30 protein-coding genes are annotated in these 26,356 nt (G+C 72.5%); 14 read left to right on the top strand and 16 right to left on the bottom strand.

Features of this window, described 5'->3' with window-relative positions:
* Positions 1-4 precede the first annotated feature (4 nt).
* A complete protein-coding gene (locus MMB17_RS19985; RefSeq protein ID WP_241100029.1) occupies positions 5-190 on the top strand; it encodes a hypothetical protein in 186 nt (61 codons plus the stop codon).
* A 217-nt stretch (positions 191-407) separates the two neighbouring features.
* Here the strand turns inward: MMB17_RS19985 and MMB17_RS19980 are convergent, their stop codons facing one another.
* The 3 genes from MMB17_RS19980 to mntR form a co-directional block, all read right to left on the bottom strand.
* Positions 408-587, bottom strand: a complete 180-nt coding sequence (locus MMB17_RS19980) for a YegP family protein (protein ID WP_238311284.1) — start codon at positions 585-587, stop codon at positions 408-410.
* A gap of 200 nt (positions 588-787) precedes the next feature.
* Positions 788-1,096, bottom strand: a complete 309-nt coding sequence (locus tag MMB17_RS19975) for a hypothetical protein (RefSeq protein ID WP_238311285.1) — start codon at positions 1,094-1,096, stop codon at positions 788-790.
* A 62-nt stretch (positions 1,097-1,158) separates the two neighbouring features.
* Positions 1,159-1,644: a manganese-binding transcriptional regulator MntR gene (mntR, locus tag MMB17_RS19970; protein ID WP_238311286.1), complete on the bottom strand. Its 486-nt coding sequence runs from the start codon at positions 1,642-1,644 to the stop codon at positions 1,159-1,161.
* A gap of 324 nt (positions 1,645-1,968) precedes the next feature.
* Between mntR and MMB17_RS19965 the strand changes: the two genes are divergently transcribed.
* The gene (locus tag MMB17_RS19965; RefSeq protein WP_420847382.1) at positions 1,969-3,315 is read left to right on the top strand and encodes an Nramp family divalent metal transporter; all 1,347 of its coding nucleotides are present in this window, start codon (positions 1,969-1,971) and stop codon (positions 3,313-3,315) included.
* Positions 3,316-3,334: 19 nt separating this feature from the next.
* On the opposite strand, the gene MMB17_RS19960 is transcribed toward MMB17_RS19965, so the two are convergent.
* A complete protein-coding gene (locus tag MMB17_RS19960) occupies positions 3,335-4,219 on the bottom strand; it encodes a LysR substrate-binding domain-containing protein (protein WP_238311288.1) in 885 nt (294 codons plus the stop codon).
* Positions 4,220-4,467: 248 nt separating this feature from the next.
* On the opposite strand from MMB17_RS19960, the gene MMB17_RS19955 reads away from it, so the two are divergent.
* The 12 genes from MMB17_RS19955 (at position 4,468) to MMB17_RS19900 (ending at position 16,930) form a co-directional block, all read left to right on the top strand.
* A complete protein-coding gene (locus tag MMB17_RS19955; protein ID WP_241100028.1) occupies positions 4,468-5,790 on the top strand; it encodes an SLC13 family permease in 1,323 nt (440 codons plus the stop codon).
* A 127-nt stretch (positions 5,791-5,917) separates the two neighbouring features.
* Positions 5,918-6,319 carry a succinate dehydrogenase, cytochrome b556 subunit gene (sdhC, locus tag MMB17_RS19950; protein ID WP_241100027.1) on the top strand — a complete coding sequence of 134 codons (402 nt, stop codon included), beginning with the start codon at positions 5,918-5,920 and terminating at the stop codon, positions 6,317-6,319.
* Positions 6,320-6,327: 8 nt separating this feature from the next.
* Entirely contained in the window at positions 6,328-6,747 is a 420-nt protein-coding gene (gene sdhD, locus MMB17_RS19945; RefSeq protein WP_238311291.1) for a succinate dehydrogenase, hydrophobic membrane anchor protein, read from the top strand.
* A 26-nt stretch (positions 6,748-6,773) separates the two neighbouring features.
* Positions 6,774-8,594 (top strand): succinate dehydrogenase flavoprotein subunit, encoded by a 1,821-nt coding sequence (gene sdhA, locus MMB17_RS19940; protein ID WP_238311292.1) that lies wholly within the window; start codon positions 6,774-6,776, stop codon positions 8,592-8,594.
* A 93-nt stretch (positions 8,595-8,687) separates the two neighbouring features.
* Complete coding sequence (locus tag MMB17_RS19935; protein WP_238311293.1) at positions 8,688-9,512, top strand: succinate dehydrogenase iron-sulfur subunit; 825 nt, start codon at positions 8,688-8,690, stop codon at positions 9,510-9,512.
* A gap of 129 nt (positions 9,513-9,641) precedes the next feature.
* Positions 9,642-10,244: an AprI/Inh family metalloprotease inhibitor gene (locus tag MMB17_RS19930; protein ID WP_238311294.1), complete on the top strand. Its 603-nt coding sequence runs from the start codon at positions 9,642-9,644 to the stop codon at positions 10,242-10,244.
* A 208-nt stretch (positions 10,245-10,452) separates the two neighbouring features.
* A complete protein-coding gene (locus tag MMB17_RS19925) occupies positions 10,453-11,679 on the top strand; it encodes a D-alanyl-D-alanine carboxypeptidase family protein (protein ID WP_241100026.1) in 1,227 nt (408 codons plus the stop codon).
* Positions 11,680-11,726: 47 nt separating this feature from the next.
* Positions 11,727-12,518, top strand: coding sequence for a dTMP kinase (gene tmk, locus MMB17_RS19920; RefSeq protein ID WP_238311296.1), 792 nt, complete (start codon positions 11,727-11,729; stop codon positions 12,516-12,518).
* Positions 12,508-13,569, top strand: coding sequence for a DNA polymerase III subunit delta' (locus MMB17_RS19915; RefSeq protein WP_238311297.1), 1,062 nt, complete (start codon positions 12,508-12,510; stop codon positions 13,567-13,569). The genes tmk and MMB17_RS19915 overlap by 11 nt, the downstream gene beginning before the upstream one ends.
* Positions 13,570-13,705: 136 nt before the next feature.
* Positions 13,706-15,268, top strand: coding sequence for a methionine--tRNA ligase (metG, locus tag MMB17_RS19910; RefSeq protein WP_241100025.1), 1,563 nt, complete (start codon positions 13,706-13,708; stop codon positions 15,266-15,268).
* Positions 15,269-15,303: 35 nt separating this feature from the next.
* Positions 15,304-16,095 carry a TatD family hydrolase gene (locus MMB17_RS19905; protein WP_238311299.1) on the top strand — a complete coding sequence of 264 codons (792 nt, stop codon included), beginning with the start codon at positions 15,304-15,306 and terminating at the stop codon, positions 16,093-16,095.
* A gap of 31 nt (positions 16,096-16,126) precedes the next feature.
* Entirely contained in the window at positions 16,127-16,930 is an 804-nt protein-coding gene (locus MMB17_RS19900) for an MBL fold metallo-hydrolase (RefSeq protein ID WP_241100024.1), read from the top strand.
* A 17-nt stretch (positions 16,931-16,947) separates the two neighbouring features.
* Here the strand turns inward: MMB17_RS19900 and MMB17_RS19895 are convergent, their stop codons facing one another.
* From MMB17_RS19895 to moxG, 12 genes are all read right to left on the bottom strand, one after another.
* Positions 16,948-17,634 (bottom strand): response regulator transcription factor, encoded by a 687-nt coding sequence (locus MMB17_RS19895; RefSeq protein WP_241100023.1) that lies wholly within the window; start codon positions 17,632-17,634, stop codon positions 16,948-16,950.
* A complete protein-coding gene (locus MMB17_RS19890) occupies positions 17,631-18,125 on the bottom strand; it encodes an MxaH protein (RefSeq protein WP_241100022.1) in 495 nt (164 codons plus the stop codon). Before MMB17_RS19890 ends, MMB17_RS19895 begins: the two co-directional genes overlap by 4 nt.
* Complete coding sequence (locus MMB17_RS19885) at positions 18,122-19,084, bottom strand: YncE family protein (RefSeq protein ID WP_241100021.1); 963 nt, start codon at positions 19,082-19,084, stop codon at positions 18,122-18,124. Before MMB17_RS19885 ends, MMB17_RS19890 begins: the two co-directional genes overlap by 4 nt.
* A gap of 14 nt (positions 19,085-19,098) precedes the next feature.
* A complete protein-coding gene (locus MMB17_RS19880) occupies positions 19,099-19,632 on the bottom strand; it encodes an SRPBCC family protein (protein WP_241100020.1) in 534 nt (177 codons plus the stop codon).
* Between the two features lie 2 nt (positions 19,633-19,634).
* Positions 19,635-20,648: a vWA domain-containing protein gene (locus MMB17_RS19875; RefSeq protein WP_241100019.1), complete on the bottom strand. Its 1,014-nt coding sequence runs from the start codon at positions 20,646-20,648 to the stop codon at positions 19,635-19,637.
* Positions 20,645-21,268 carry an MxaK protein gene (locus MMB17_RS19870; protein WP_241100018.1) on the bottom strand — a complete coding sequence of 208 codons (624 nt, stop codon included), beginning with the start codon at positions 21,266-21,268 and terminating at the stop codon, positions 20,645-20,647. Before MMB17_RS19870 ends, MMB17_RS19875 begins: the two co-directional genes overlap by 4 nt.
* Complete coding sequence (locus tag MMB17_RS19865) at positions 21,265-22,317, bottom strand: vWA domain-containing protein (RefSeq protein ID WP_241100017.1); 1,053 nt, start codon at positions 22,315-22,317, stop codon at positions 21,265-21,267. Before MMB17_RS19865 ends, MMB17_RS19870 begins: the two co-directional genes overlap by 4 nt.
* A 5-nt stretch (positions 22,318-22,322) precedes the next feature.
* Positions 22,323-23,249: a nonribosomal peptide synthetase MxaA gene (locus MMB17_RS19860; RefSeq protein WP_241100016.1), complete on the bottom strand. Its 927-nt coding sequence runs from the start codon at positions 23,247-23,249 to the stop codon at positions 22,323-22,325.
* Positions 23,250-23,251: 2 nt separating this feature from the next.
* Positions 23,252-24,109, bottom strand: a complete 858-nt coding sequence (locus MMB17_RS19855; RefSeq protein ID WP_241100015.1) for a DUF58 domain-containing protein — start codon at positions 24,107-24,109, stop codon at positions 23,252-23,254.
* A complete protein-coding gene (locus tag MMB17_RS19850) occupies positions 24,106-25,137 on the bottom strand; it encodes an AAA family ATPase (protein WP_241100014.1) in 1,032 nt (343 codons plus the stop codon). Before MMB17_RS19850 ends, MMB17_RS19855 begins: the two co-directional genes overlap by 4 nt.
* Before the next feature lie 237 nt (positions 25,138-25,374).
* Positions 25,375-25,665 carry a methanol dehydrogenase [cytochrome c] subunit gene (locus MMB17_RS19845; protein WP_238311310.1) on the bottom strand — a complete coding sequence of 97 codons (291 nt, stop codon included), beginning with the start codon at positions 25,663-25,665 and terminating at the stop codon, positions 25,375-25,377.
* An 85-nt stretch (positions 25,666-25,750) separates the two neighbouring features.
* On the bottom strand, positions 25,751-26,353 hold the full coding sequence (gene moxG / locus MMB17_RS19840; protein WP_241100013.1) for a cytochrome c(L), periplasmic: 603 nt from the start codon (positions 26,351-26,353) through the stop codon (positions 25,751-25,753).
* Between the last annotated feature and the right edge of the window lie 3 nt (positions 26,354-26,356).

Here is a 26,356-nt window from a genome sequence, read left to right as displayed (position 1 = left end):
ACCCATGAGCGACGCGAAGAGACTGGTCCGCATCCTGGCCACCCGCTCCGGAGGGGAGGTGGAGCTCGCCTTCGCCCTGGCCGGCGGCGAGACCGTGCGGGTGCTGGCGAGCGAGGACCAGATCGACCGGCTCATCGACGAGCTGGAGGACATCCTCAACAGCCCCGGGGACGAGCCCTCCGAGACCTGAGCGGGCCGGAGCGTTTCCTGCTGATCGCGGCCCTCTACGGGGGCTCCTATCTGCGGGCGCGCTCCGTCTGCCAGGCGTTGCAGGCCCGCGGGCCGCTCTTCGACGGCATGCCGATGGACCGCATCGGGATCGCGATCAAGGCGCCGCAGCTCTCGCTCCCGCGGCATCTCGCGATCATCAACGACAGCGATCCGAGCGTCGCCCGCTGAGCCGGCGCCTAGCGCCGCTGCATCTGCTGGCAGGCCTTCGTCACCATCTGGGCGAAGGCGGTGGCGGCCGCGGAGGCCTGGATCCGGGAGGGGTAATCGGCATGGGAGCGGGCGATCAGCTCGCCGAAGGAGCCGCGCAGGATCCAGGACCAATGGCCCGGCCGATCCTCGCTCACTTCGAAACGCATGGCCCGCTCGCATCACGTTACCGCATGCGTATGAGACTAGACACGGAAAAGCGATGCGGCGTTAACGGCTTAGCCTGCAGCAAGTTTGAGCCGGCTATCCGGCCCTCCTCTCCCCGGAATCCCCGCTTTGCACATCGTGCGACATCGGGATGCGCAGGGCGGCAGCACCCCCGCTGCCGCCCGGGCAGCGGATTCGCGCTTTAGGAATCCGCGTCGGTCTCCGCCGGGCGCAGGCTCCGCTCCACCGTGTCGAGCACGGTGGCGGCCAAAGCCGCGTCCGGGTCGTCCCGGGTCAGGGCGTCGCGCAGCATGGCGAGATAGCCGCCGAGCCGCTCGTCGTAATGGTCGGAATCGATCGAGCGCAGCACGCTCGCCAGGAAGCCGATCGCCATCTGGTGGGCGACCTGCTTGGCGCTGGTCTCGGCGAGTGCCTCCGACAGGCTCTTGATCGCCGCGTCGTGCCCCGTCGTGACCGCGGCCAGGGCCGCCACCTGCCTCTCCAGATCCATCGTCCTCATCCCTTCTCACGAAATCCGTTCGGCCCCAGGCGGATTCCGGCCGCGCTCCGGCGTCACGCGTCCCGGGCGCGTTCGTCGGCGAAGCGGCGGAAGGCCTCCAGCGTCTCGCCGCTGACATGGTGCTCGATGCCCTCCGCGTCCCGGCGGGCCGTCTCCGGGCTCACGCCCAGGGCGCAGAGGAAGCGCTCGACGATGCGGTGTCGCTCCCGCGACTGCGCGGCGAGCGCCTGCCCCGCCTCCGTGAGGAAGACGCCGCGATAGGGCCGCTGCTGCACCAGCCCGTCCTCGGCGAGCCGCTTCAGCATCTTGGCCACCGTCGGCTGGGCGACGCCGAGGCGGGCGGCGATGTCGACCTGCCGAGCCTCGCCCCCGTCGCCGATCAGGTCCGCGATCAGCTCGACATAATCCTCGACGAGCTCAAGCCGGCGCGCCTCGCGCGCCTGCCGGAAGCTCTCGACATGCAACTCGGCATCGACGAGGGGCGCCTCGGCCGAGGCGCGTCCCGGACGCGGCTCCCGATCCTGCGACGTGTCCTGCATGGGGGTGGCCGGCTCCTCCGATCCGCGCGCCGATGCGGGGCCGCGCCTTGCGGCTGTCTAACCCATGCGGCGCGAAAGCGGGACCCCGGATGTCGCGCGAGCCCGCGCTCCGGGCGCCGCCGTCCACGCCCTCCCGGCGCGCGGCGTCGCAACGCTGTCGCGTCCGCTTGATATCAGCCTCGGCACAGCTTTATAGCTTGTGCTATATCGCCCTGGGCCGATCGGCCCGGATCCTGCCCTCCCATCCTCCCCGGTGCCGAGGCCGCCCCGACCGGCGGGGCCGGCCTCCGGCGGCCGGGGCGAACCGGAACGACGCGCATGCGGATGGACGCCGCCATGGACCAGCTCACCCCCCCGCGTCCGGTGGAGCGGCCGGAGGAACGCAGCCTCGGCGCGCTCAATGCCAGCGTGCCGGTGCGCCTGGGCGGCTCCTGGCTGCGGCGGCTCTTCGGCTTCCTCGGGCCGGGCTACATGATCTCGGTCGGCTACATGGACCCGGGCAACTGGGCGACCGACATCGCCGGCGGCGCCCGGTTCGGCTACACCCTGCTCAGCGTCATCCTGCTCTCGAACCTGATGGCGATCGTGCTGCAGGCGCTCGCCGCCCGGCTCGGCATCGCCACCGGCCTCGACCTCGCCCAGGCCTGCCGGGCGCGCTATTCCCGCGGCACCGGCATCGCCCTCTGGCTGATCTGCGAGGCGGCGATCATCGCCTGCGACCTCGCCGAGGTGATCGGCACGGCGATCGCGCTCAAGCTGCTGTTCGGCATCCCCCTCGCCCTCGGCGCGGTCCTCACGGCGCTCGACGTGCTCGTGGTGCTGCTGCTGCTGCGGCGCGGCTTCCGGGCGCTGGAGGCCTTCGTGATCGGGCTGCTCAGCGTGATCTTCGTCTGCTTCGGCGTGCAGATCGCGATGGCCGCCCCGCCGATCCAGGCGGTGCTCGGCGGCTTCCTGCCCGCGCGCGAGATCGTGACGAACCCGGCCGCGCTCTACATCGCCATCGGCATCATCGGCGCCACCGTGATGCCCCACAATCTCTACCTGCACTCGTCCATCGTGCAGACCCGCGCCTATCCGCGCACGGAACGCGGCCGGCGCGAGGCCCTGCGCTTCGCGGTGACCGATTCCACCCTCGCGCTGATGCTGGCCCTGTTCGTCAACGCCGCGATCCTGATCATGGCGGCGGCGGTGTTCCATGCGGGCGGGCGCACGGAGGTGGAGGAGATCGAGGAGGCCTACGCGCTGCTCTCGCCGCTGCTCGGCATCGGCCTCGCCTCGACGCTCTTCGCCGTGGCCCTGCTCGCCTCCGGCCTCAACTCGACGGTGACCGCGACGCTCGCCGGCCAGATCGTGATGGAGGGCTTCCTAAGGCTGCGCCTGCCCGACTGGGCGCGCCGCCTGGTGACGCGGGGCATCGCCATCGTGCCCGTGGTGGCCGTCACCGCCCTCTACGGCGACCAGGGCACGGCCAGGCTCCTGGTGCTGAGCCAGGTCGTGCTCTCGATGCAATTGCCCTTCGCGGTGATCCCCCTGGTGCGCTTCGTCTCCGACCGGGGGCTGATGGGCAGCTTCGTGATCCCCGGCTGGCTGAAGGGCCTGTCCTGGGCGATCGCCGGGGTGATCGTGGTGCTGAACCTGAAGCTGCTGGTCGATACGATCATGGGGCTCTGACGGCCTCGCAGGCGGCGCGTCAGCCGCGCAGATGCGCCACGAAATCCTGCGCGAAGGGGGGCAGGGCATCGAGGGCGCGCAGGCAGAGCTTGAGGTCGCGGGCCGCCCAGGCATCCTCCAGGGGCACCATCGCGATCTCCATGCCGCGCCGGGCGCGGCGCGCCGTCGTCTCCGGCACGATGCCGAGGCCGACGCCGCATTCGACCAGGCGGCAGACCGCGTCGAAGCTGCGCAGCTGCACCCGGAGCCGCATCGGCCGGCCGATCCGGGCCGCCTTGTCCGACAGGAACCGGGTCAGGGCGCTCGGCCGGTCGAGCCCGACGAGGTCGTGCTCCAGCACCTCCGCGAAACCGACCTGCGCGCGCGCCGCCAGGGCATGGCCCGCCGCCACCACCAGCACGAAGCGGTCGTGGCGGAAGGGGAAGGTCTGCAGCGTGCCGGTATCGACCGTGCCCGCGACGATGCCGAGATCGGCAGCGCCGTCGGCCACCAGCCAGACGATCTCGTCCGAGGTCTTCTCCTCGATGTCGACGCTCACCCCCGTATGCAGGGCGAGATAGGCGGAGAGCGCCTCCGGCAGGAACTCGGTCAGGGCATTGGTGTTCGACAGCACCCGGATCTGCCCGACCGCGCCGCCAGCGAAGACCGAGAGGTCGCCCTGCATCCGCTCGATCTGGCCGAGGATCTCGCGGGCATGGGCGAGCAGGGCGCGCCCTGCCGGGGTCGGGCTCACCCCCTGGCGCCCGCGCAGGAGCAGGGCGGCGCCCAGGGACTCCTCCATCGCGCGGATCCGCGTCGAGGCGGCGGCCAGGGCGAGATTGGCCCGCTCCGCCCCATGGGTGATCGAGCCCGCCTCCACGATGTGGCGGAACAGGTTCAGGTCGACGAGATCGAAGCGCATCATGGGGGAGGGGGCTTCGGGAAGGATTTGGGGGAGGGCGTCCAGGCCCGCCTCCCCGGGACGGGAGAAGGACGCGTCGCGGTGGCCGCGTGCGGATCCGGCCGGGGCGGGTTCGTCCGGAGCGGAGCCGATCCCGCGCCGCGCGATCCTATCACGCCCCCGGAATCCGCCGCCAGCCTTCGCCATCGACGAAGGCTCCTGCTACGAAAGCCGAATTGCGAATGCCTCCAATTCGCGATTGAAGCCCGGCCATGGGCGCAGCGGCGGGCATCATGGGCGGGCAGGGGACGGTCGTCGCGACCGGCGGCCTCCTCGTGCTCTGCATGGGGCTGTGGGCCACGGGGCTCGTGGCCGAGATCGTCACGGCGCTCCTGTTCTTCGCCCTGGCGATGCTGCTCAAGCTCGCCCCCGCCCCGACCGTGTTCTCGGGCTTCGCCTCCTCCGCCTTCTGGCTGGTGACGAGCGGCATGGTGGTGGGGCTCGCCATGAACCGGACCGGGCTCGGCGACCGGCTCGCGCGGATGCTCGCCGCGCGGCTGCCCGCCTCCTATCCGGGCTTCATCGGCGGCCTCGTCGCCTTCTCCTTCCTGCTCGCCTTCGTGATGCCCTCCAATCTCGGCCGCATCGCCCTGATGGTGCCGGTGATCCTCGCGCTCTGCGACGCCTTCGGCCTCGCCCCGGGGCGGCCCGGGCGGACGGGGGCGATCCTGTCCTTCGGCATCGCCACGCCGATGCTCTCGGCGGCGATCCTGCCCGCCAACGTGCCGAACCTCGTCATGGTCGGCACCGCCGAGACGCTCTACGGCGTGCACCTCGCCTACCTGCCCTATCTCTGGCAGCACCTGCCGGTCCTGGCGCTGCTGAAGGGCGCGATCCTGACCGCCTGCACGGTGCTGCTCTTCCGCGACCGGCTCGACGGGCAGCGCCCCGAACTGCCGGCCCTGCCCCCGGCGACGCCGGCGGAGCGCCGCCTCTCGGTGATTCTCGCGACGATGCTGGCCCTCTGGATGAGCGACGGCTGGCACGGCATCCCGCCCGCCTGGATCGGGCTCGCCGCGGCGGTGATCTGCCTGATGCCGCGGATCGGGGTGCTGCCCGGGGGCAGCTTCGGCGAGATCCCCTTGCGCACCTGCTTCTACGTCGCCGCCCTGTTCGGGCTCACCGCCACGGTCAACGAGACCGGGCTCGGGCGCGACCTCGGCCACGCGCTCCTGGCGCTGGCGCCCCTCGCGCCCGGCGCCGAGGCGACCAACTTCCTCACCCTGGTCGGCCTCTCGATCGGCTTCCTGTTCGTGGCCACCGCCAACGGCGCCCCGGCCCTCTACACCGCGCTCGCCGGCGAGCTCTCCCGGGCGAGCGGCCTCGGCCTGATGGACGTGCTGATGATCCAGGTCGTCGGCTACTCGACCCTGTTCCTGCCCTATCAGGCGCCCCCCATCGTGATGACGATGGAGCTCGGCCGGATCGGCCTGCGGGATGCGAGCCGGCTGACGATCGCCACGGGCCTCGCCTCCCTGCTGATCGCCACCCCGGCCGCCTATCTGTGGTGGCGCCTCGTCGGGGGACCGCCGTGAGACAGATGCGCGCGAGTCTCACCCCGACCCATGCCGCACCGCAATACGCGGCATTGCCGGCACCCACCCGCCGCCCTAACCGTTCCCTGGAAGAACTCCAGCTTTCGAGCCGAGGATCGTCATCGCGATGGCCCCACCCGTCCGCCCCACGGTCGCCCAGCCGCTCTCGCCGCATCTCCAGATCTACCGCTGGACCTGGACCATGGCGATGTCGGTCTTCCACCGCGTCACCGGCACCGCGCTCTACGGCGGCAGCGTTCTCGTCGCCGTCTGGCTGGTGGCGCTCGCCTCCGGCCCCCGCGCCTACGACGCGGTCGCCTGGTTCTTCGGCTCCCTGGTCGGCCGGCTGATCCTGTTCGCCTATACCTGGGTGCTGATGCACCACCTGCTCGGCGGCCTGCGCCACTTCATCTGGGATGCCGGCATCGGCTTCGACCGGGAGCGCCGCCTCGGCCTCGCCCGGGCGACGCTGATCGGCTCGGTCCTGCTCACGGTCGTCATCTGGGCGCTCGCCCTCATCCTGCGCTGAGGCCCGCCATGTCCAAGGTCGACACCCGCCAGAATCCCAGCCTCTCCATCCGCACGCCCCGCGCCCGGGTGAAGGGCCTCGGCGCCTCCGGCCACGGCGCCGGCCATTTCTGGCTGCAGCGTCTCACCGGCGCGGCCAACGCCCTGCTGATGCTCGGCTTCGTCGTCATCATCGCCCTGATGGCCGGCCGGCCCTATCCGGAGGCGGTCGCCCTCATCGCGAACCCCCTCGTGTCGATCGTCCTGATCCTCGCCGTCGTCTCGGTGACCGTGCACATGCGGCTCGGCATGCAGGTGATCATCGAGGACTACGTGCACGACAAGGGCCTCAAGGTCGCGGCCCTCATCGCCAACAACTTCTACGCGGCCGCGGTCGCCGCCGCCTGCCTCTACGCGATCCTGCGCGTGGGCCTGAGCCGGCTCGTCTGACCGCCCCGAAACGCGAGGATCCTCCCATGGCTTCCAACGGCACGAACGGCAGCGGCGCCCCGGCCTATGCCATCATCGACCACACCTTCGACGTGGTGATCGTCGGCGCCGGCGGCGCGGGCCTGCGCGCCACGGTCGGCTGCTCGCAAGCCGGCCTGCGCACCGCCTGCATCACCAAGGTGTTCCCGACCCGCTCGCACACGGTGGCGGCGCAAGGCGGCATCTCGGCCTCGCTGGGCAATATGGGCCCGGACGACTGGCGCTGGCACATGTACGACACCGTGAAGGGGTCGGACTGGCTCGGCGACCAGGACGCGATCGAGTATCTCGTGCGCAACGCGCCAGCCGCGGTCTACGAGCTGGAGCACTGGGGCGTCCCCTTCTCCCGGACCGAAGAGGGAAAGATCTACCAGCGCCCCTTCGGCGGCATGACCACCGATTACGGCAAGGGCACCGCCCAGCGCACCTGCGCCGCGGCGGACCGCACCGGCCACGCCATGCTCCACACCCTCTACGGGCAGGCGGTGAAGAACCACACCCAGTTCTTCATCGAATACTTCGCCCTCGACCTGATCATGGACGAGGAGGGCCGCTGCCGCGGCGTCATCGCCCTCGACCAGGCGACCGGCGAGATCCACCGCTTCCGCGCCCAGATGACCGTGCTCGCCACCGGCGGCTACGGCCGCGCCTATTTCTCGGCGACCTCGGCCCATACCTGCACCGGCGACGGCAACGCCATGGTCCTGCGCGCCGGCCTCGCCCTGCAGGACATGGAGTTCGTGCAGTTCCACCCGACCGGCATCTACGGCGCCGGCTGCCTCATCACCGAGGGCGCGCGGGGCGAGGGCGGCTACCTGACGAATTCCGAGGGCGAGCGCTTCATGGAGCGCTACGCCCCCTCGGCCAAGGACCTCGCCTCCCGCGACGTCGTCTCGCGCTCCATGACCATGGAGATCCGCGAGGGCCGGGGCGTGGGCAAGACCAAGGACCACATCTTCCTGCATCTCGACCATCTCGACCCGAAGATCCTGCACGAGCGCCTGCCGGGAATCTCCGAATCCGCAAAAATCTTCGCCGGCGTCGACGTGACCAAGGAGCCGATCCCGGTCCTGCCGACCGTGCATTACAACATGGGCGGCATCCCCACGAACTATCACGGCGAGGTGCTGACGCTGCGCGACGGCAACCCGGACACGGTGGTGCCCGGCCTGATGGCGCTGGGCGAGGCGGCCTGCGTCTCCGTGCACGGGGCCAACCGCCTCGGCTCCAACTCGCTGATCGACCTCGTGGTGTTCGGCCGCGCCGCCGGCCTGCGCTGCGCCGACATCGTCGAGCCCAATGCCCGCCAAGCCGAGCTGCCGAAGGACTCGGCCGACAAGGCGCTCGCCCGCCTCGACCGCTTCCGCTACGCCGATGGCGGCACGCCCACCGCGCAGCTGCGCGACCGCATGCAGCGGACCATGCAGAACAACTGCGCGGTCTTCCGCACCGGCGAGGTGCTGGAGGAGGGCAAGGGCCTGATCCACGAGGTCTGGAAGGGCGTCGCCGACCTCAAGGTCTCGGACCGTTCCCTGGTCTGGAACACCGACCTGCTCGAGACGCTCGAATTCGACAACCTGATCGGCCAGGCGGTCGTGACCATGGAATCCGCCGTCAACCGCAAGGAGAGCCGCGGGGCCCATGCCCGCGAGGACTTCCCCGAGCGCGACGACAAGGAATGGATGAAGCACACCCTCGCCTGGCTCGACGAAACCGCGCACACGGTCGCGATCGATTACCGGCCGGTCCACACCTACACGATGTCGAACGAGATCCAGTACATCGAGCCCAAGGCGCGCGTGTACTGAGCCCGACCCGCCCCTCTTCCATCCCGGGACGATCGCCCTCTGCGGCTTGATCGTCCGGGATCGATCCCGATCACTTGCGGAAGCTGCCTGCACATGGCCCAGTTCTCCCTCCCCAAGAACTCCCAGCTGACCGAAGGCAAGACCTGGCCGGCACCGGACGGCGCGAAGACCGTCCAGGTGTTCCGGATCTACCGCTGGAACCCGGATGACGGGAAGAATCCGCGCATCGACACCTACCATGTCGACCGCGACGATTGCGGGCCGATGGTCCTCGACGCCCTGCTCTGGATCAAGAACAAGGTCGACCCGACCCTGGTCTTCCGCCGCTCCTGCCGCGAGGGCATCTGCGGCTCCTGCGCCATGAACATCGAGGGCCAGAACGCGCTGGCCTGCACCATGGGCATCGACGAGTGCCGCACGCCGGACAACGCCCTGCCGTTCCTGACCCGCAAGGACAAGGACGGGGCGGTGCGGATCTACCCGCTGCCGCACATGCCGGTGCTCAAGGACCTGGTGCCGGACCTGACCAACTTCTACGCCCAGCACGCAGCGATCGAGCCCTGGCTCCAGACCGAGACGCCCGCCCCGGAGAAGGAATGGCGCCAGACGCCGGAGGACCGCGCCCGGCTCGACGGGCTCTACGAGTGCATCCTCTGCGCCTGCTGCACCACGAGCTGCCCGAGCTACTGGTGGAACGGCGACAAGTTCCTCGGCCCGGCCGCCCTGCTCCAGGCCTATCGCTGGCTGATCGATTCCCGCGACGAGAACACCGGCGAGCGGCTCGACGCCCTGCACGACCCCTTCCGGCTGTATCGCTGCCACACGATCATGAACTGCGCGAACACCTGCCCGAAGAGCCTCAACCCGGCCAAGGCCATCGCCGAGATCAAGAAGATGATGGTCGAGCGCGAGGTCTGAGCCCGGCCGGGTGCGGCACCTCCGCCACACCGGCCCGAAAAGGCCCGGGCCGGGTGGCACCGCCTTGCGGGCAGCGCATTTGACGGCGAGGGACGGGATGAAGCTGGACCGTTCCAGGAAGAGCCATCGATGCCGCGCACGCATTCCGCGACCTATGCCGCGACCCACGCCGCGACCCTTGCCGTCCTCGCCCTGTCGCTGGGCCTGAGCGCCTGCGCCTCGCAGCGCTTCGAGGGACCGAGCGCCCGCACGCCCCGGCCGCAGGCCTCCCTCGAACCGCTCGCCCCGGCACCGACCGGCACCGTGACCACCGCGCCGCTCGCCCCCCCGCCGGGCGCCTCGGCCGCCCCCGTGGAGGCGCCCCCCGGCGCCGGGACCGACGTGGCCGTCGCCGTGCCGCCGCCCGTCTCGGTCGAACCGCCGCCGGCCCCGGCGCCGCCCCCGGTGGTCGCCACCGGCCGCTCCGCGGTGGTCGGCGGCTGGACCGCCACGGACGCCGCCGGCTCCTGCAAGGTCTCCCTGTCGAGCGCCCCGGCCCTCGACCTCTACAAGGCCTCGACCTCGGGCTGCGCCAACAAGGACCTCGCCAAGGTCTCGGCCTGGGATTTCCGCGACGGCGAGGTCTATCTCTACCAGCCCGGCGGCACGGTGGCCGCGCGCCTGCGCCAGGGCAGCGGCGCGCTGGAGGGCGCCTTCTCGAAATCCGGCGCTCAGCTCTCCCTGGCGCGCTGAAGCCGCCAGCCAATGCTGTGATCCCCGGGCCCGCCGCGGCGTTTTGCCTTCGATCGCGCCGTGAAACCGGGTATGGTCGGCGGGGTTATGGCTACGCTTGAACCATGCCCCGGCCGGCCCGGCCGGGGAACGGGCGCCCTTCGCTGACGCGGTGATCCGTTCGGCGGAGAAGGGGCGCGGCATGGCACCGGGTGTGCGGGAGCGGTCGATGCGCGTGCGGTTTTCCTCGACGATCCTCGCCGGCGCCTGCGCGCTCCTGATCGGCCTCGCGGGCTCCGCCGCCCGGGCGCAGAGCTTCCAGACCGCCGCGCCCCACGCGATCCTGATCGACGCGGAATCGGGCTCCGTGCTGTTCGAGAAGGCCGCCGACGAGCCCTTCTCCCCGGCCAGCATGGCCAAGCTGATGACCACGGAGATCGTGTTCGCCGCCCTGAAGGAAGGGCGCCTCTCCATGGACACCGAGTTCACGGTGACCGAGGACGCCTGGCGCCGGGGCGGCGCGGGGGGCGGGGGCTCCTCGATGTTCGCGCAGGTCAACAGCCGCATCAAGATGTCGGACCTGCTGCGGGGCCTCATCGTCCAGTCGGGCAACGACGCGGCGATCACCATCGCCGAGAACATGGCCGGCACGGAGGACGCCTTCGCCGGCATGATGAACCAGAAGGCGAAGCAGATCGGGCTGACGCGCTCGACCTTCCGCAACGCGACCGGCTACTCGGCCCCGGACCAGAAGGTGACCGCGCGGGACATGGCGCGCATCGCCCTGCACCTGATCGACACCTATCCGGACCTGTACAAGATCTTCGCCGAGCGCGAGTTCACCTGGAACAAGATCAAGCAGCAGAACCGCAACCCGCTCCTCACCCTCGATATCGGCGCCGACGGGCTCAAGACCGGCTACCTCGAGGAATCGGGCTACGCCCTCACCGGCTCGGCGGTGCAGAACGGCCAGCGCCTCGTCATGGTCCTGTCCGGCCTGAAGACCGCCCGGGACCGCGCCTCCGAGTCGCGCAAGCTGATGGAATGGGGCTTCCGCGCCTTCGAGCCGCGCCAGGTCTTCAATGCCGGCGAGAGCGTGGCCGAGGTCTCGGTCTTCGGCGGCGAGAAGGGCGCGGTGCCGGTCGTGGCCAAGAAGCCGGTGCGGCTGCTGCTGCCGCGGGGCTCCTCCGAGCGGGTCGCCGCCAAGGTGATCTATCAGGGGCCGATCGTGGCACCGGTGGAGCAGGGCCGGGAGATCGCCCGGCTGCGCGTCACCCGCGGCGACGCGGTCGCCCTGGAGATGCCGCTCTATGCCGGCGAGGACGTCGCCGCCGGCAGCCTGTCGCAGCGGGCCCTCGACGCGGCGCTCCAGGTCGGCACCGACCTGATCCGCAAGGCCTTCGACAAGGCGAAGGGCGGCGCCGGCCCCAAGGAGGGCACGGCCAACGCCTCGTGAGGCGCGCGGGAATCGCGCTGGCGGGGCACCCGTGATAGGGGCCGGGCATGACGAGCGATGCGCCTGGAGCGCTCTCCGCGGCGGCCGCCGGTCCGGCGAAGGAGAGCGCGTCCGAACAGAGACAGGGTGAGCCACCTCCGGCCGGGCACGGCGCCCGCGGCCTGTTCCTCACCTTCGAGGGCGGGGAGGGGGCCGGCAAGTCGACCCAGGTCGCCCGGCTCGCCGCCACCCTGCGCGCGGCCACCGGACGGGAGGTCGTGACCACCCGCGAACCCGGCGGCACCCCCAAGGCCGAGAGCCTGCGCGCCGCGGTGCTGGAGGGCGTGGCCAAGCCCTACGGCCCCTTCGCCGAGGCGCTGATCTTCTCCGCCGCCCGCATCGACCATCTCGACCGGCTGATCCGCCCGGCGCTCGCCCGCGGGGCGATCGTGCTCTGCGACCGTTTCGCGGATTCGACCCGGGCCTATCAGGGGGCCGCGGGCGGGGTGGACGAGGCCACCCTGCGCGCCCTCGAACGGGTGGTGGTGGGGCGCACCCGGCCGGACCTGACCCTGATCCTCGACCTGCCGGCGGAGACCGGGCTCGCCCGCGCCAGGCGCCGGGGCGGGGAGGGGGACCGCTTCGAGGCGGAGGCGCTCGGCTTCCACGAGCGCCTGCGGACGGCCTTCGCCGGGATCGCCCGGGCGGAGCCGGGGCGCTGCGCGGTGATCGACGCCACCCCCGACCCGGACGCCGTGGCCGCGGCGATCCGCCGGGCCGTGGCCGCGCGGCTGCCGGGGCTGCTGCCCGCGGAGACGTCTCTGCCGGACCGGAACCGGGATCGCGACGATGCGGCCTGACCGCGCCGAGACGCCGGACGAGGCCGGCGACCTGCCCGACATTCCCCGCCCCCGGGAGCAGACCCGCCTCGTCGGGCACGGGAGCGCGCAGGCCGCCTTCGTCGAGGCCCTGCGGGCGGGGCGGCTGCACCATGCCTGGCTGATCGGCGGTCCCCAGGGCATCGGCAAGGCGACACTGGCCTACCGGGTCGCGCGCTGGCTCGTCGCCAATCCCGAGATCCGGTCCGTGCCCGACGACCTCGCCGTGGCGCCGGACCATCCGGCGGCGCGGCAGGTCGCGGCGCTCTCGCATCCGAACCTCGTCGCGCTGCGCCGGGTCCAGGCGCCCGGGGCCAAGACCCTGCCGACCAAGATCCCGGTCGACGCGGCGCGCAAGGCCCTCGACCTGTTCGGCGCCACCGCCGGCAATGCGGGCTACCGCATCTGCATCGTCGACAGCGCCGAGGACCTGAACGCCAACAGCGCCAACGCTCTCCTCAAGATGGTGGAGGAGCCGCCGCCGCGCTCCCTCTTCCTGATCGTCAGCCACGCCCCGGGCCGGCTGCTGCCGACGATCCGCTCCCGCTGCCGGGCGCTCACCCTGCGCCCCCTGTCCGAGGCCCAGGTGCGGGCGGTGGTGACGGGCTTTCCCCCGCCCTTCCCCGCCCCCGACGAGGCGGCGCTGGCCAATGCCGCCGCCCTGGCCGAGGGCTCCGTGGCGCAGGCGGTGGCGATGCTCGATCCCGCGACGGCGGGCATCGTCGCCGAGGTCGAGATCCTGCTCGGCCGGATCGCGGCGCCGGACTGGCGGCGCATCCTGAAGCTCGCCGACAAGCTCGCGCCCCGGGAGGCGGAGGCCCTGTTCGCCACGGCGCTCGACACGGCGGCGCGCTTCGTCTCGGCCGAGCTCGACCGGCGCCAGACGGAGAGCCCGGCCCGGCTCGCCGCCCTGGTCGAGGCGGCCGAGCGGGTGAACCGTGCCGCCCGCGAGGCGGCGATCTACAATCTCGACCGGCGCCCCCTGGTCCTGACCCTGTTCGAGGAGCTGTCCCAGGCCCTACGCACGCCGTGAGCCCCCGCGGCGCCGGAATCAGGCGGGCCCAGCCATCGGCCGGATCCCGCTTGAGGACGCCCGGGCCGCTTGTCTCGGTTGCGTCCCAGCGCCGGCCGCGCGACAAGGCGCGACGAAGATCCGGAGAGCGGCAGACGTGAGCCAGAGCGAAGGCAAAACCTTCAGCATCACCACGGCGATTTCCTATCCCAACGGCGCGCCGCATATCGGGCACGCCTACGAGGTGATCGCCACCGACGCCATCGCCCGCTTCAAGCGGCTCGACGGCTACGCGGTGCTGTTCTCCACGGGCACCGACGAGCACGGGCTCAAGATCCAGCAGACCGCCTCCCGGGCCGGGGTGAGCCCGCGCGCCTTCGTCGACGGCATGGCCGCCCGGTTCAAGGCGGTGGCCGACGCGCTGAACTGCTCCTACGACCGCTTCATCCGCACCACGGAGCCCGAGCACTACGCCGCGGCCCAGGCGCTGTGGCGGCGCATGGAGGCGAATGGCGACATCTACCTCGCCAAATATGCCGGCTGGTACTCGGTGCGCGACGAGGCCTATTACGACGAGGCCGAGACGGTGGTCGGCCCCGACGGGCAGCGCCGCTCGATCAAGACCGACACGCCCGTCGAGTGGATGGAGGAGGAGAACTATCTCTTCCGCCTCTCCGCCTACCAGGACCGCCTGCTCAAGCTCTACGCGGAGCAGCCGGGCTTCCTCGGCCCCGACACCCGGATGAACGAGGTCGCGAGCTTCGTGCGCTCGGGGCTGAAGGACCTCTCCGTCAGCCGCACCACCTTCGACTGGGGCGTGCCCGTGCCGGAGCATCCCGGCCACGTCATGTATGTCTGGGTCGACGCCCTCACCAACTACCTGACGGTGACGGGCTTCCCGGACGCGGCGGATGCGCGCAACAGGTTCTGGCCGGCGGACCTGCACGTCATCGGCAAGGACATCGTGCGCTTCCACGCGGTCTACTGGCCGGCCTTCCTGATGTCGGCGGGGCTGCCCCTGCCCAAGCGCGTCTTCGGCCACGGCTTCCTGCTCTCCCGGGGCGAGAAGATGTCGAAGTCGCTCGGCAACGTGGTCGATCCCCTCGACCTCGTCGCCACCTACGGCGTCGACGCCGTGCGCTACTTCGTGCTGCGCGAGGTGCCCTTCGGCGGCGACGGCAGCTACAGCCACGAGGCGATCATCAACCGCATCAACGCGGATCTCGCCAACGACCTGGGCAACCTCGCCCAGCGCTCCCTGTCGATGATCGCGAAGAACTGCGCCGCGGCGGTGCCGGAGCCGGGCGCCTTCACCGCGGCCGACGAGGCCATCCTCGGGGCCGCGGCGGCGCTGCCGGACAAGGCGCGGGCGTTGATGGGCGACCTCGCCCTCCACGCGATCCTCGCCGAGATCTGGGCGGTGGTGGCCGAGACCAACCGCTACTTCGCCGCCGAGGAGCCGTGGAAGCTCAAGAAGAGCGATCCCGCCCGCATGAACACGGTGCTCTACGTCACCGCCGAGACCCTGCGCCGGGTCGCGCTGCTGGTGCAGCCCTTCGTGCCGAGCGCGGGCGCCGCGCTCCTCGACCTGCTCGCCGTCCCGGCCGACCGGCGGCTCTTCGCCCATGTCGATCCGGCCCACCGCTTGCAGGCGGGAACCGCCCTGCCGGCGCCGAGCCCGATCTTCCCCCGTTTCGAGAAGCCGGACGCGGCCGCCTGAGCCGCCCCTTCCTTCCGAGGACCGTCACGCCTTCCATGCTGGTCGACAGCCACTGCCATCTCGATTTCCCCGAATTCGCCGAGGACATGCCCGGCGTGATCGCCCGGGCGCAGGCCGCCGGGGTGACGCGCATGGTCACGATCTCGACCCGGGTCGCCAAGGCCGACACCTACCGGGCCATCGCCGAGGCGCATCCGGCCGTCTGGTACACGGTGGGCACCCATCCCCAGGGCGCGGGCGAGGAGCCCGACGTCCCGGCCGAGGCCATCGCCGCGCTCACCGACCATCCCCGCTGCATCGGCATCGGCGAGGCGGGGCTCGACTACCATTACGAGGACGCCGCGCCGGAGGCGGTGCAGGAGCGGGTGCTGCGCGCCCATATCGAGGCCGCCCGCACGACCGGCCTGCCCCTGGTGATCCATTCCCGCGACGCCGACGAGCACATGGAGGCGGTGCTGCGCGACGAGATGGGCCGGGGCGCCTTCAAGGCGGTGCTGCACTGCTTCTCCTCCGGCGCGCGACTGGCGGCGGTCGGGGTCGAGCTCGGCCTGTTCGTCTCCTTCTCCGGCATCGTCACCTTCCGGCGCTCGACGGCCCTGCGCGACATCGCCCGGGCCGTGCCGCGGGACCGGCTGCTGGTGGAGACCGACGCGCCCTTCCTCGCCCCGGAGCCGCATCGCGGCCGGCGCTGCGAGCCGGCCTACACCGCCGACACCGCCCGCTCGCTCGCCGAGACCCTGGACCTGCCGTTCGCGGATCTCGCCGCCCTGACCACCGCCAATTTCCACCGCCTGTTCGACAAGGCCGCCCGCTCGGAGGCGGCATGAACCGGCGGGCCTCCACCGGAACGGAGCCGCGATGGCGCGCCTGAACCTGCGCATCCTCGGCTGCGGCTCCTCGGGCGGGGTGCCGCGGGTCGGCTACGGCTGGGGCGCCTGCGACCCGGCCGATCCCCGCAACCGCCGCCGGCGCTGCTCGCTGCTGGTGGAGCGGGAGGAGGGCGCGCGCAGGACGCGGCTCCTCGTCGACACCTCGCCGGACCTGCGCGAGCAGCTCCTGGAGGCGGAGGTGAAGCGGCTCGACGCCGTGCTCTACACCCACGCCCATGCCGACCACACCCACGGCATCGACGACCTGCGCCCCCTCGTCATCGACATGCGACAGCGCATCCCCGTCTATGCGGACGCGCATACCCGCGCCCTGCTCCTGGCCCGGTTCGGCTACGCCTTCGAGACGCCGCCGGGCTCGGCCTATCCCCCGATCCTCGACCTGCACGACCTCGCCGAGGAGGCCGTGCTCGCCGTCGACGGGGAGGGCGGCCCGGTGGAAGCCCTGCCCTTCCGGATGGAGCACGGCAACGAGGCGGCCTTCGGCTTCCGCTTCGGCCCCGTCGCCTACGCGCCGGACGTGAGCCTGATGCCGGAAGCGGCGGTCGACCGCCTGCGCGACCTCGACCTGCTCATCATCGACGCCCTGCGCGAGACGCCGCATCCGACGCATTACTCGGTCTCGGACGCCCTCGCCCTGATCGAGGCGGTGAAGCCCCGCCGGGCGATCCTCACCAACCTGCACACCGACCTCGACTACGCGACGCTGGCGCGCAAGCTGCCGCCCGGCGTGGTGCCGGCCTATGACGGGATGGCGGTGAGCGCGGAACTCTAGGCGGAGGCGGCTCCGCCTCAGGCGATGGTGCCCGCCCGGCTGACGGCGATGCGGATCAGGGCGGCCCTAGATTCGGCGCCGAGCTTCCGGCGCATGCTGGAGCTCGCATTGATCACCGTCCGGTAGCTCACCGAGAGGGCATTGGCGATCGCCTCGTAGGACTTGCCCTGGCTCAGGAGCGACAGGACCTGCAGCTCGCGGGCGCTCAGGGTGGCGAGCGGGGCGGGGCGCACGCTCCGGTTCAGCATGGCGACGTCGGTGGCGAGCGCGTGGGGCAGGTAGCCCCGGCCCAGGCCGACCGCCGCGACCGCCTCCAGGACCGTTTCGCTCCCCGCATCCTTGAGCACGAAGCCGAGGGCGCCGCTCTCCAGGGCGCGCGAGACCACGACCGGATCGGCGTGCATGCTGAAGACCAGGATCCGGGTCTCCGGCTCCAGGGCCTTGATCCGGCGGATCAGGGAGAGGCCGGACAGGCCGCCGTCGCGGAAGCTCAGATCGGCGACCACGAGGCCGGGCCGGTGCCGGTGGAACAGGCGGTAGGCCGAGACGATGTCGGCGGCCTCGAACACGCGGGCCATGCCCGCCTCCTCGGCGAGGCGGCGCAGCCCCTGCAGCACGATCGGGTGATCGTCCACGACGAGGACCGCCTCCGGCCGGGCCGGCGGCGCGGCGGGGCGCCGGGCGCTGGGGCGGCCGGGCGTCATCGCCGCTCCCGCTCGGCGAGGCGGGCCAGGGCCGTGTCGTGGTCGGCGCCCTGGGCCCGGGTGTTGTAGTAGTGCTGGCACATCTCGCCGTAGAGGCTCTTGTGGCGCCCGCGCTCGGCGGCGATCCGGCCCAGGCCCTGGAGCAGGACGAGATAGGGCTCGGGCTTGCCGATCTCGGAGAGCATCTGCCCGAGCTGCACCGTGCGGTTGGCGATCATGCGCGTGTCTTCCACGAAGCCGCCGCGCGCCTGCGCGAGGGCCTCGCGCATCGCCATCACCTCCGCCGCATCCCCCGGGAGGGGATGGCCCGCCGCGCGGCCGGCGAGCCAGCGCGCCGGCTCCGTCCCGTCGGTCTGCCCGAGCCAATCCGGCAGGTCCTTCTCCGCGGTCGTGGCGACCACGGCCTGGTCCTCGCCCCGGGAGGCCTGCTCCTCGCCGCGGTCGCAGGCGCCGAGCAGCAGCAGCGCGCCGAGCGCGGCAACGGCCTTCATCGCGTCTCCCCCTCCGATACGGCCCCCGCGGCGACGGCGAGGCTGCGCGGCCCCTCGGCCACCGGCAGGCGCGCGACCGGCTTCAGCGTGGCGAGATCGATCACGGAGACGTCGTCGGAGAACCAGTTGGCGACATAAGCCCGGCCGTCCGAAATGGCGATGCCCTCCGGGTAGCGGCCGACGCCGACCGTCGCCGCGACGCGGAGCGTCCCGGCATCGAGCACGGTGACGGTGCCGGCATGCTGGTTCGTCACCAGCACCCGCGCCCCGTCCGGGCTCACCGCGACGCCGTAGGGCATGCCGCCGGCGGGCACGGTCGCGCGCGCCGTGAGCGTCCCGGTGTCGATCACCGTGAGGTCGTTGCTGCGCACGTTGCCGACATAGAGCCGGTCCTCGTCCGGGCTGAGCGCCAGGGCGAAGGGCGCCTCGCCCACGGGGATCGTCGCGACCCGCACCATCCGGGCGGCGTCGAACACGCTGACCTGCCGGCTCTCCCGGTCCGCCACGAAGAGCCGGCCGGCGCGGTCGAGGACGAGATGGGCCGGATCCCGGCCGGTCTCGGCCGAGGCCTCGACCCGGCCATCCGCCGCCGCGATCCGGTCGACGCGGTGGCCGGACCAGTCGGCGACGAAGAGGTGGCGCCCGTCCGCGCCGGCCGCGAGCCCGAAGGCCTGGCCGGCATAGGGCAGGCGGCGCAGCACCCGGCCCGTGGCGGCCTCGGCCACGGTGATCGCGTGGCCGTCCGGGTGGGTGAGGAAGACCAGCCCGCCGCCCGCCGCGACCGTGGCCGGCGCCGCCGGGACCGACACGGCAGGGACCGACGCTTGGCCGGCCACCGCCGCCGCTTCGATCCGCGAGAGCTGCCCCGCCTGCTGGCTCGCGACGAAGACCGTGCCGGCCCGGGCGGGCAGGCCGGCGGCGGCGGCGAGACAGAGGATGGCGAGGGCGGGACGGATCATGGGGAAGGGGCCTCCTACTTGCCCTCCACCGCCGCCTTCAGGCCCTTGAGCCCGGCGGCGAAATACGCGTTCATGGCCGTGCGGCCGGCCTCGTCGCTCAATTCCTCCGGCGGCTCGTTGCCGGTGTCGCCGCGGTAGAAGCGGCCGAGCCACTCGACCTTGGCGCCGTCGCCCTCGGGCGAGACCGTGATCGTCGCGGAATAGGAGGAGACGGGCAGCGCCTTCAGGTCCGGATCGGACATCCGGTAGGAATAGGTGCGCGCCTCCGCCTTCCATTCGTCGAGGCCCTCCTTGAGGACGCCGCCGTTCTTGAGGGTCACGGTGCGGACCGCGCCTTCGCCGTTGCCGCCGGTGCCCTCGGCCTTGGCCACGTCCGGATGCCATCGGCCGATGCCCGCGAAGTCGCCCACCACCTTCCAGACGGCCTCCGGCTTCGCCTGGATCGTGACCGACTGGACGATCTTCTGCGGCGTCGGGCCATGGGCGAGCGCCACGCTCGCGACCAGCGCGAGCGCCGAGGCGGACAGCGCGACGAAGGGGAAACGCATGATCACATCCTGCTTGCGGTGAGGGGGGAGGCGGGCCGCAGCGCGCGCAGCGGCCCCGCGAGGAAGGTGGCGAGGACCAGGGCAAGGGCCGCGGTGCCGAGGAAGGGGCGCAGGTCGAGCCGGCCGGGCAGGGGGCGCGGGGTCGCGGCGGCGGCGAGCGGCGCGGCGAGGCCGCCCGGGCCGTCGAGATGCGCATAGGCAAGGCCGGTCTGGGCCGCGAGGGCCTTCAGATGCGCCTCGCGCACGGAGGAGAGATGCTCCGTGCCCCGGGCCGCGGCGGCGCCGAAGGGGGCGTTGCGCGGGTTGTAGCCCTCCCGGGATTCCGCATCCGCCGGCGGCGGCCCGAAGCGGTTCTCCTGCTGCACGTCGGTCTCGGCGTAGAAGCCGGTCTCGCGCCCGCGGTCGTTGTATTTTGGGATCGGGGACAGGGCGTAGCCGCCCGCCCCGACGATCAGGCCGCGCACCGCGCCCGGCTTGCCCTCGAAGGGGGGCAGGTCCGTGGAGGGCGGGGGCGGCGTCTCCTGCCCGTCGCTGACGAAGAGGAGATCCGTGCCGAGCTCGCCCGCCATGGCGACCGCCCGGTGCAGGCCCGCCGCCACGCGGCTGTCGCCCTCCCAGGCCATGCGCCAGTCGAGGGCGGCCAGGGCCCCGTCCAGGGGCGCGAAATCGGCGCAGACCTCGATGGGCGTGAACAGCAGGAAGGGCCGGCGCTCCGTGAACAGCCCCAGGGCAAGGCGCGAGCCGCAGGGCAGGTCGGCCACGAGCCGGCGCAGGGCGGCCTTGGCGGTGTCGAGGCGGCTCACCGGCTTGCCGCCTTCCGTATAGTCGCGCACGTTCATGCTGCCGGTGATGTCGACCACCGCCAGCACCGCGACGCCGGAGCGCGTGAGCGGCAGGGGCGGCACGAAGGCCGCGAGCAGCGTCAGCAGCAGGGCCGCCCCCAGCGCCTGCAGGCGGCGGTCGCGCAGATTGCGCGCGAGGGGCAGGTCGCGGAGCAGGCTCCCCGGTCGCGTCATGGCCCACCCCGCGGCTGGCCGGGGATGTCCGTCCAGATCTGCTTGGGCTCGGCCTTCATCTCGTCGCCGAAGGTGCGGTCGAATTCGGGGAAGTCGCGGATCAGGCGCGAGGCCACGTCGAAATTGAACTTCGCGTCCCAGAAATCGGGCTTGGCCTGGAGCGCCCGGCGGTAATCCTGGCGGGCCAGGGTCACCTGGGGGCCGGCCTTGTCGAGCTCGCTGCGCTCGATCAGCCGGAAGGCCTCCCGGATCCGGGCATTGGCGACGCTGTAGCGGGCGCGGGCGGCCTGCTCCGGGCTGCCCCTGCGGTCGAGGCTTTCGAGAAGCGGCTCGGCCTCGTCCAGCCGGTCGCGCCGAGCCAGGAACTTGACCCGCGCGACGAGGAGGGGTCCGGGCGCGTCGGGGGCGACGGCGACCTCCCGCCCGGCCTCCAGGGCAGCGATGGCCGCGTTGGTGCGCGCCGCGCTCCAGGCGGAGAGCGCGGAGAGGATGGCGAGGGCCAGAAGCAGGATCGGCAGCAGCACGAGCAGGTGCGGGCGGCCCGCGCGCCAAGCGCGGCGGATCTCCGCGCCGAGGCGGGCGCCCAGGCCGGGGGCGGGCGCGCGGGTCGAGGCGGTCATGCGGCTTCCCTCCGAGCGTCCTGCACCGGGGCCGCGGCGGCCCGGGCGGGCGCGGCGCGGACGAGATCGGCCTCCGCGAGCTTGGCGAGCACCAGGAGGAGGAGCCCGAAGGCGGAGAGGCCGTAGGCGAAGGGGGTGAGGTCCCGGCGGGGCCGCTCCTCGGTATAGGGGATGGGATCGCGCTCCAGCGCCTCGATCTGGCGGACCGCGTTCGCCACCGCCTCCGCCCCCTCCGCCTCGAAGGCGCGATAGGGGATGCCGAGGCTCTTGAAGAACAGGTCGAGATGGCGCTCGGGCGCCGCCTGCGGCGTGTCCTCCCCCGCCGGCTTGTCGTAGATCGAGGGGGAGCCCTTGGTGCGCAGGAACAGCCAGTAGAGGTTCGGCCGGACCTTGGCGAACTGCGCCCGCAGCTGGTCCTGGATGCGCGGGTCGATCACCGCCGCCCCGTCCGAGACGAGGAGGAGGGCGCGGGACACGCCCGGCGCGTTCGCTCCGAACTGCGCCAGGGCCAGCCCCAGGCCTCGGGCGACGTTGGTGTAGTCGAGCCCCGGCCGGTCGATCGCCGCGATGGCCGCGCGCACGGCCTCGTGCCGGTCGGTCATCGGCACGACGAGCATCGGCGCGGTGGAGAAGGCCGTGACCGCGAACTGATCGTGGGCGCGGTCACCGACGAAGTCGCCGAGGATGCGCCGGGAGGCCATCGCCTTCGATTCCTCGGCGCCCGAGGGCTGACGGCCGGCGAAGGTCTCGTTCATGCTGCCGGAGCGGTCGATCAGCATCGAGACCTGGGCGCCGATGCCGATCCGGGTCACCCGCTCCCCCGCCCGGTAGGGACCGGACAGCGCCAGGATCAGGCCGCCGATGGCGAGGAGGCCGGCCAGCGTCAGCACCGCGCGCAGGGCGGAGGAGAGCGGATCCTCGGGCGCGGCGGAGATCGCGGAGATCGCCATGCGGCGGTTGGCGGAGAGCGCCAGCGGCAGCAGGGCGAGGGGCAGCAGCCAGAGCCACAGGGGCGTGACGACCCCGAGGGGGGGCAGGAGGGCGGCCATCGCGCTCACGCGCTCCGCTCGATGGCGGACAGCCGTCCGAGCAGGGCCTCGATGTCGGGCAGCGGCAGGGCGCGGCTCGCGGCCGCCGTCTCGCGGCCGAAGAAGACGAGGCGCGACGCCGCGAAGAACGTCGCCAGGGCCGCGGCCTGCGCCCGGAAGGCCGGGTGCCGGGCGAGGAAGCCCGGCAGGTCGTCGGCGAGCAGGCGCGCGCCGTTGGTCTCGTCGAGGCCGCGATGCAGGGCGAGCAGAGCCTCGCGATACAGGGCCTCGCCCTGCGCCCTGGGCCGGGCCTGGCGCAGGGCCTTGCGGGCACGGGCGAAGGGCCGGCCGCGTCGCCGCCCGAAGATCCACCAGGCCCGGTCCCGGGCGAGCACGAGGCCGGCCAGGGCGGCGAGGGCGGTCAGCCCCAGGGCGGTCGCCGCCGCGGGCTGCGGGTCGAGGCGCGGGGTGCGGCCGTCCGGGCGCAGGTATTCGGCCGCGTCGTCGTGGCGCTCCGGCTGCACCTCGCGCAGGGCCGAGACGCCGAGCTTCCAGCCCGGGATCGGGGCGACGGCGCTGGTGAGGCCGTCCGATCCCCGGCTCTCCACCACGACGGAGAAGCCCGGCACCTCGAGGGTGCGGGTGTCGAGGGCGGCGTAGAACGTCTGATAGGTCAGGTGCAGGCGCACCAGGGTCGAGCCGTCGGCCGCGCGCTGCTCGTCGGCGGCGATCGCCCGCAGGTCGAGCCAATAGGCGACCGGGCCGGGCTTCGGCAGGGAGGGCCGCTGCAGGGTGAAGCCCGGATCGAGGCGGATCTCGGCCTGGACCAGGACGAGGTCGCCGAGGAAATAGCCGAAGGCGCGGGGCGTGCGCAGCTCGACGCCGCGGATCTGGGCGGCGGCGGGCAGGGCGGCGAGGGCGAGCAGCAGGGCGGCGGAGAGGAGCGCGCGCATCGTCACGTCGCCATCAGGTGCCGGCTCAGCGCCTCCGCGTCGAAGCGGTCGGCGAGGCGGAAGGGGGGGCGGGCGAAGGGAGCGCAGAGCCGGCGCAGGGTCTCGATCCGGTCCGCCTCCCGGGCGAGCCAGCGGCGGCGCAGAGAGGGCCGCAGGAAGACGAGGCGGCGCCCGGCGCCCTCGAGATCCTCGAGCTCGACGAGGCCGAAGGCCGGCAGCGCCGTGTCCTCGGCCGCATCGGCGAGCAGGACCGGCGTCACGTCGTGCAGCGCCAGCGCGGCGAAGACCTGCCCGATCAGCGCCTCCGGCCAGCGGAAATCCGAGACGAGGAAGATCAGCTTCGGCCGCCCGGCCAGGCGCCGGGCCGCCTCCAGCAGGCCCTCCGCGCTCGACCCGGCGCAGCGCGCGGCCCCGATCCGGCCGGCCGCGGCGAGGGCCGCCGCACGGTGGCGGGTGGCGGCCAGGAACAGGTCCTCCCGCAGGGCGCCGTCGCAGCCGATCAGGCCGAAGCCGTCGCCGATGCGGGTGGCGGAACGGGCGAGCCCGGCGCAGAGCGCGGCGGCGAGGCCGAGGCGGTCGGCGCGGCCGCGGAAGCGCATCGAGGCGGAGAGGTCGACCAGGGCATAGGTCTCGACGGGGTTGCGCGCCTCGAAGCGGCGCACGAACACGCCCTCGAACGGGTCCCGCAGGGAGGCGCGCAGGTCGATGCGCCGGGCATCCGGCAGGCGCAGGAAGGGCACCTGATCGCGGAAGGTGCCGAGCCCCCCGGCATCGCGCCCCCGATGGGCGCCGATCCTCTGGCCGCCGGGCCGCCAGCGCGGCAGATAGACGATGTCGGCCCCGTCCTCCTCCGCGCTCACGGGGCGGGCACCGTCTCGAACACCGCCCGGATGAGCTCGGGCACGATGGCCGAGCGCCGCATCTCGTAGACCGGCTCCAGGAAGACGCGGTGGGCCATCACCTCGGGGAAGACGGCGCGGACATCCTCCGGCACCAGCCAGTCCCGGCCCTCCAGCCAGGCGCGGACGCGGGCGGCGCGGACGAGGAAGGCGACGCCGCGGGGGGAGGCTCCGCCCTGGATCAAGCGGTCCATGTCGATGCCCGAGAGGCGGATGCCCGCGGCTCCGGGGCGGACCAGCGCGTCCCAGAGGCCGCCGACGTAAGCCTCGATGGCCGGCTCCGCCCGGACCGCGTGCTGGATCGCGCTGGCGATGGCGCCGATGCGCGCATGGTCGAGCACCCCGGCCTCGACCTCCCCGATCAGCCGGTCGGTGTCGTGGAAGCGCGGATCGAACACGAGGGCGCGGCGGGCCTGCGCGTCCCGGGGCGCCTCCATGCCGATCTCCATCAGGAAGCGGTCGCGGGCCGCCGCCGGCAGCTCGAAGGTCTCCTCGCGCTCGACGCGGTTGCGGTCGGCGAAGACCTGGAGATGGGGAAAACGGTATTCGCGGTTGAAGGCGGTGACGCTGCGCTCGGCCATCAGGCGCAGGAGCAGGGCGTGGACCTGGGGCCGGGCCCGGTTGATCTCGTTGAAGAAGAAGACCGACAGGTCCTCCGATCGGCGCAGCACCGGGCCGGGCTCGACCCGCGGGCGCCCGTCCTCGCCGAGAAAGGTGTGGTAGATGAGGTCCGTCGGCATCATGTCGACGGTGCCCTCGACGCGCTCGTAGGCGCCCCCCAGCCCCCGGGCCACCGCCCGCAGCAGGGTGGTCTTGCCGACCCCGACATCGCCTTCGAGCATGGCGTGCCCGCGGGCGAAGATCGCGATGGTGACGAGGCGGATCGCCTTCTCCTGGCCGACCACCGCCTTGGCGATCGCGCCCTCGAAGCGCGCGGCGGCCTGCCGCCAGTCGGTGAGCATCGCGTCGCCGGGGCGCAGGGTGTTCATTCGCCGGACGGGCCTTGCAATGATGGGTCTCGTTGAGGACGCGAGCGCAACCACGGCGCCGCGCTGTCCCTCGCCCCGAGGCGGGGGAGGGCGGCCCCGAAGGGGGTCCGGGAGAGGGGCGCCCGGCGTCGGGTGCCCGCATCGCGTCGAGGGCGGGCGCCGCGTTCGGGGCGCTCGCTCCCCTCTCCCGCCCCGCCTCCGCGGAGCCCCTCCCCCGGGAAGGGGGGAGGGCCGAGCTTAGTTCGACGAGATCTTGTTCACGTCGTATTCGAACTTGCCGTTCTTCTTGAAAGCCTCGACGCGCTTCTTGTTGCGCTCTTCCATCGCCTTGATGGACTCGGACTGCTTGTTCAGCTCCTTGGGGTCGTGCTTGGGATCGTACTTCGAGCCGGCGATCTTCTCCGGGAAGCCGGGCTTGGGCTCCCAGCAATTGCCGGCGGCCTTGCACTTGGTGCCGTCATAGGCGGCGGCGGGAAGGGCGATCACGGCACCGGCGAGGGCCGCGGCGGCAAGCAGATAGGTCTTCATGGTTTCCTCTCCGTCTCTCGATTGCGCGAGCGGTTCCTCCGCCCCTTGACCGCGCCCAGGAGGGCACGACCCCTTCCCCGGCGGATCACTCCTCCAGCGGCTTGCACTGGCCCTGGGCGTCCTTCGGGATGACCTCGCCCTGCTTGTAGGGCTTGTAGTTCTTCTTCTGCTCGTCATTGAGCCAGACGGCGTCCTGCACCGGCCCGGTGTAGAGATGCCGGATCCAGCTGATGACCTGCAGCATCTCGTCGGGGGTCAGGTTCTCGTTGTGCGGGCCCATCATGCCGTTGGCGCCGCCGAAGATCGTCGAGAACAGGCCGGTATCCTGGGTGTTGCTCGGATAGGTCCAGTAATTGTCGTTGAGGCCCGGGCCGAGCTTGCCCTCCGCGAGATGGCCGTGGCAGCCCGAGCAGGAGGTGGCGAACAGGCTCTCGCCGTTCCTCAGGCAGGACTTGTCGTCGATGTAGCTGTTCACGCCGGTCTCGAAGAACTTCTTCACCGCCGGGGTGTCGCGACCGCCTTCCTTGCCCTGGGACACGTCGAGCTGCTCGCCGGTCACCGTGTTGCGGAACACGACGCCCGTCTGCGGCGCCGATTGCGGCTGGGCCAGCGCGGGCAGGCTCACCGCGGCGAACCCCGCGCCGAGCAGGGCGGCGAGGGCGGTCGCGTTCATTTTCTTCTTCGTCATCGT

It is taken from the genome of Methylobacterium organophilum, from assembly GCF_022533465.1.
Lineage (GTDB): Bacteria > Pseudomonadota > Alphaproteobacteria > Rhizobiales > Beijerinckiaceae > Methylobacterium > Methylobacterium organophilum.
This window is presented reverse-complemented; position numbering and strand designations above follow the sequence as displayed.

Excerpts from the sequence above, each read along its gene's own strand:
- MMB17_RS19985 (WP_241100029.1), top strand. The coding sequence starts at position 5 with ATGAGCGACGCGAAGAGACTGGTCCGCATCCTGGCCACCCGCTCCGGA.
- MMB17_RS19980 (WP_238311284.1), bottom strand. The coding sequence starts at position 587 with ATGCGTTTCGAAGTGAGCGAGGATCGGCCGGGCCATTGGTCCTGGATC.
- MMB17_RS19975 (WP_238311285.1), bottom strand. The coding sequence starts at position 1,096 with ATGGATCTGGAGAGGCAGGTGGCGGCCCTGGCCGCGGTCACGACGGGG.
- mntR (WP_238311286.1), bottom strand. The coding sequence starts at position 1,644 with ATGCAGGACACGTCGCAGGATCGGGAGCCGCGTCCGGGACGCGCCTCG.
- MMB17_RS19965 (WP_420847382.1), top strand. The coding sequence starts at position 1,969 with ATGGACGCCGCCATGGACCAGCTCACCCCCCCGCGTCCGGTGGAGCGG.
- MMB17_RS19960 (WP_238311288.1), bottom strand. The coding sequence starts at position 4,219 with ATGATGCGCTTCGATCTCGTCGACCTGAACCTGTTCCGCCACATCGTG.
- MMB17_RS19955 (WP_241100028.1), top strand. The coding sequence starts at position 4,468 with ATGGGCGCAGCGGCGGGCATCATGGGCGGGCAGGGGACGGTCGTCGCG.
- sdhC (WP_241100027.1), top strand. The coding sequence starts at position 5,918 with ATGGCCCCACCCGTCCGCCCCACGGTCGCCCAGCCGCTCTCGCCGCAT.
- sdhD (WP_238311291.1), top strand. The coding sequence starts at position 6,328 with ATGTCCAAGGTCGACACCCGCCAGAATCCCAGCCTCTCCATCCGCACG.
- sdhA (WP_238311292.1), top strand. The coding sequence starts at position 6,774 with ATGGCTTCCAACGGCACGAACGGCAGCGGCGCCCCGGCCTATGCCATC.
- MMB17_RS19935 (WP_238311293.1), top strand. The coding sequence starts at position 8,688 with ATGGCCCAGTTCTCCCTCCCCAAGAACTCCCAGCTGACCGAAGGCAAG.
- MMB17_RS19930 (WP_238311294.1), top strand. The coding sequence starts at position 9,642 with ATGCCGCGCACGCATTCCGCGACCTATGCCGCGACCCACGCCGCGACC.
- MMB17_RS19925 (WP_241100026.1), top strand. The coding sequence starts at position 10,453 with ATGCGCGTGCGGTTTTCCTCGACGATCCTCGCCGGCGCCTGCGCGCTC.
- tmk (WP_238311296.1), top strand. The coding sequence starts at position 11,727 with ATGACGAGCGATGCGCCTGGAGCGCTCTCCGCGGCGGCCGCCGGTCCG.
- MMB17_RS19915 (WP_238311297.1), top strand. The coding sequence starts at position 12,508 with ATGCGGCCTGACCGCGCCGAGACGCCGGACGAGGCCGGCGACCTGCCC.
- MMB17_RS19905 (WP_238311299.1), top strand. The coding sequence starts at position 15,304 with ATGCTGGTCGACAGCCACTGCCATCTCGATTTCCCCGAATTCGCCGAG.
- MMB17_RS19900 (WP_241100024.1), top strand. The coding sequence starts at position 16,127 with ATGGCGCGCCTGAACCTGCGCATCCTCGGCTGCGGCTCCTCGGGCGGG.
- MMB17_RS19895 (WP_241100023.1), bottom strand. The coding sequence starts at position 17,634 with ATGACGCCCGGCCGCCCCAGCGCCCGGCGCCCCGCCGCGCCGCCGGCC.
- MMB17_RS19890 (WP_241100022.1), bottom strand. The coding sequence starts at position 18,125 with ATGAAGGCCGTTGCCGCGCTCGGCGCGCTGCTGCTGCTCGGCGCCTGC.
- MMB17_RS19885 (WP_241100021.1), bottom strand. The coding sequence starts at position 19,084 with ATGATCCGTCCCGCCCTCGCCATCCTCTGTCTCGCCGCCGCCGCCGGC.
- MMB17_RS19880 (WP_241100020.1), bottom strand. The coding sequence starts at position 19,632 with ATGCGTTTCCCCTTCGTCGCGCTGTCCGCCTCGGCGCTCGCGCTGGTC.
- MMB17_RS19875 (WP_241100019.1), bottom strand. The coding sequence starts at position 20,648 with ATGACGCGACCGGGGAGCCTGCTCCGCGACCTGCCCCTCGCGCGCAAT.
- MMB17_RS19870 (WP_241100018.1), bottom strand. The coding sequence starts at position 21,268 with ATGACCGCCTCGACCCGCGCGCCCGCCCCCGGCCTGGGCGCCCGCCTC.
- MMB17_RS19865 (WP_241100017.1), bottom strand. The coding sequence starts at position 22,317 with ATGGCCGCCCTCCTGCCCCCCCTCGGGGTCGTCACGCCCCTGTGGCTC.
- MMB17_RS19860 (WP_241100016.1), bottom strand. The coding sequence starts at position 23,249 with ATGCGCGCGCTCCTCTCCGCCGCCCTGCTGCTCGCCCTCGCCGCCCTG.
- MMB17_RS19850 (WP_241100014.1), bottom strand. The coding sequence starts at position 25,137 with ATGAACACCCTGCGCCCCGGCGACGCGATGCTCACCGACTGGCGGCAG.
- MMB17_RS19845 (WP_238311310.1), bottom strand. The coding sequence starts at position 25,665 with ATGAAGACCTATCTGCTTGCCGCCGCGGCCCTCGCCGGTGCCGTGATC.
- moxG (WP_241100013.1), bottom strand. The coding sequence starts at position 26,353 with ATGACGAAGAAGAAAATGAACGCGACCGCCCTCGCCGCCCTGCTCGGC.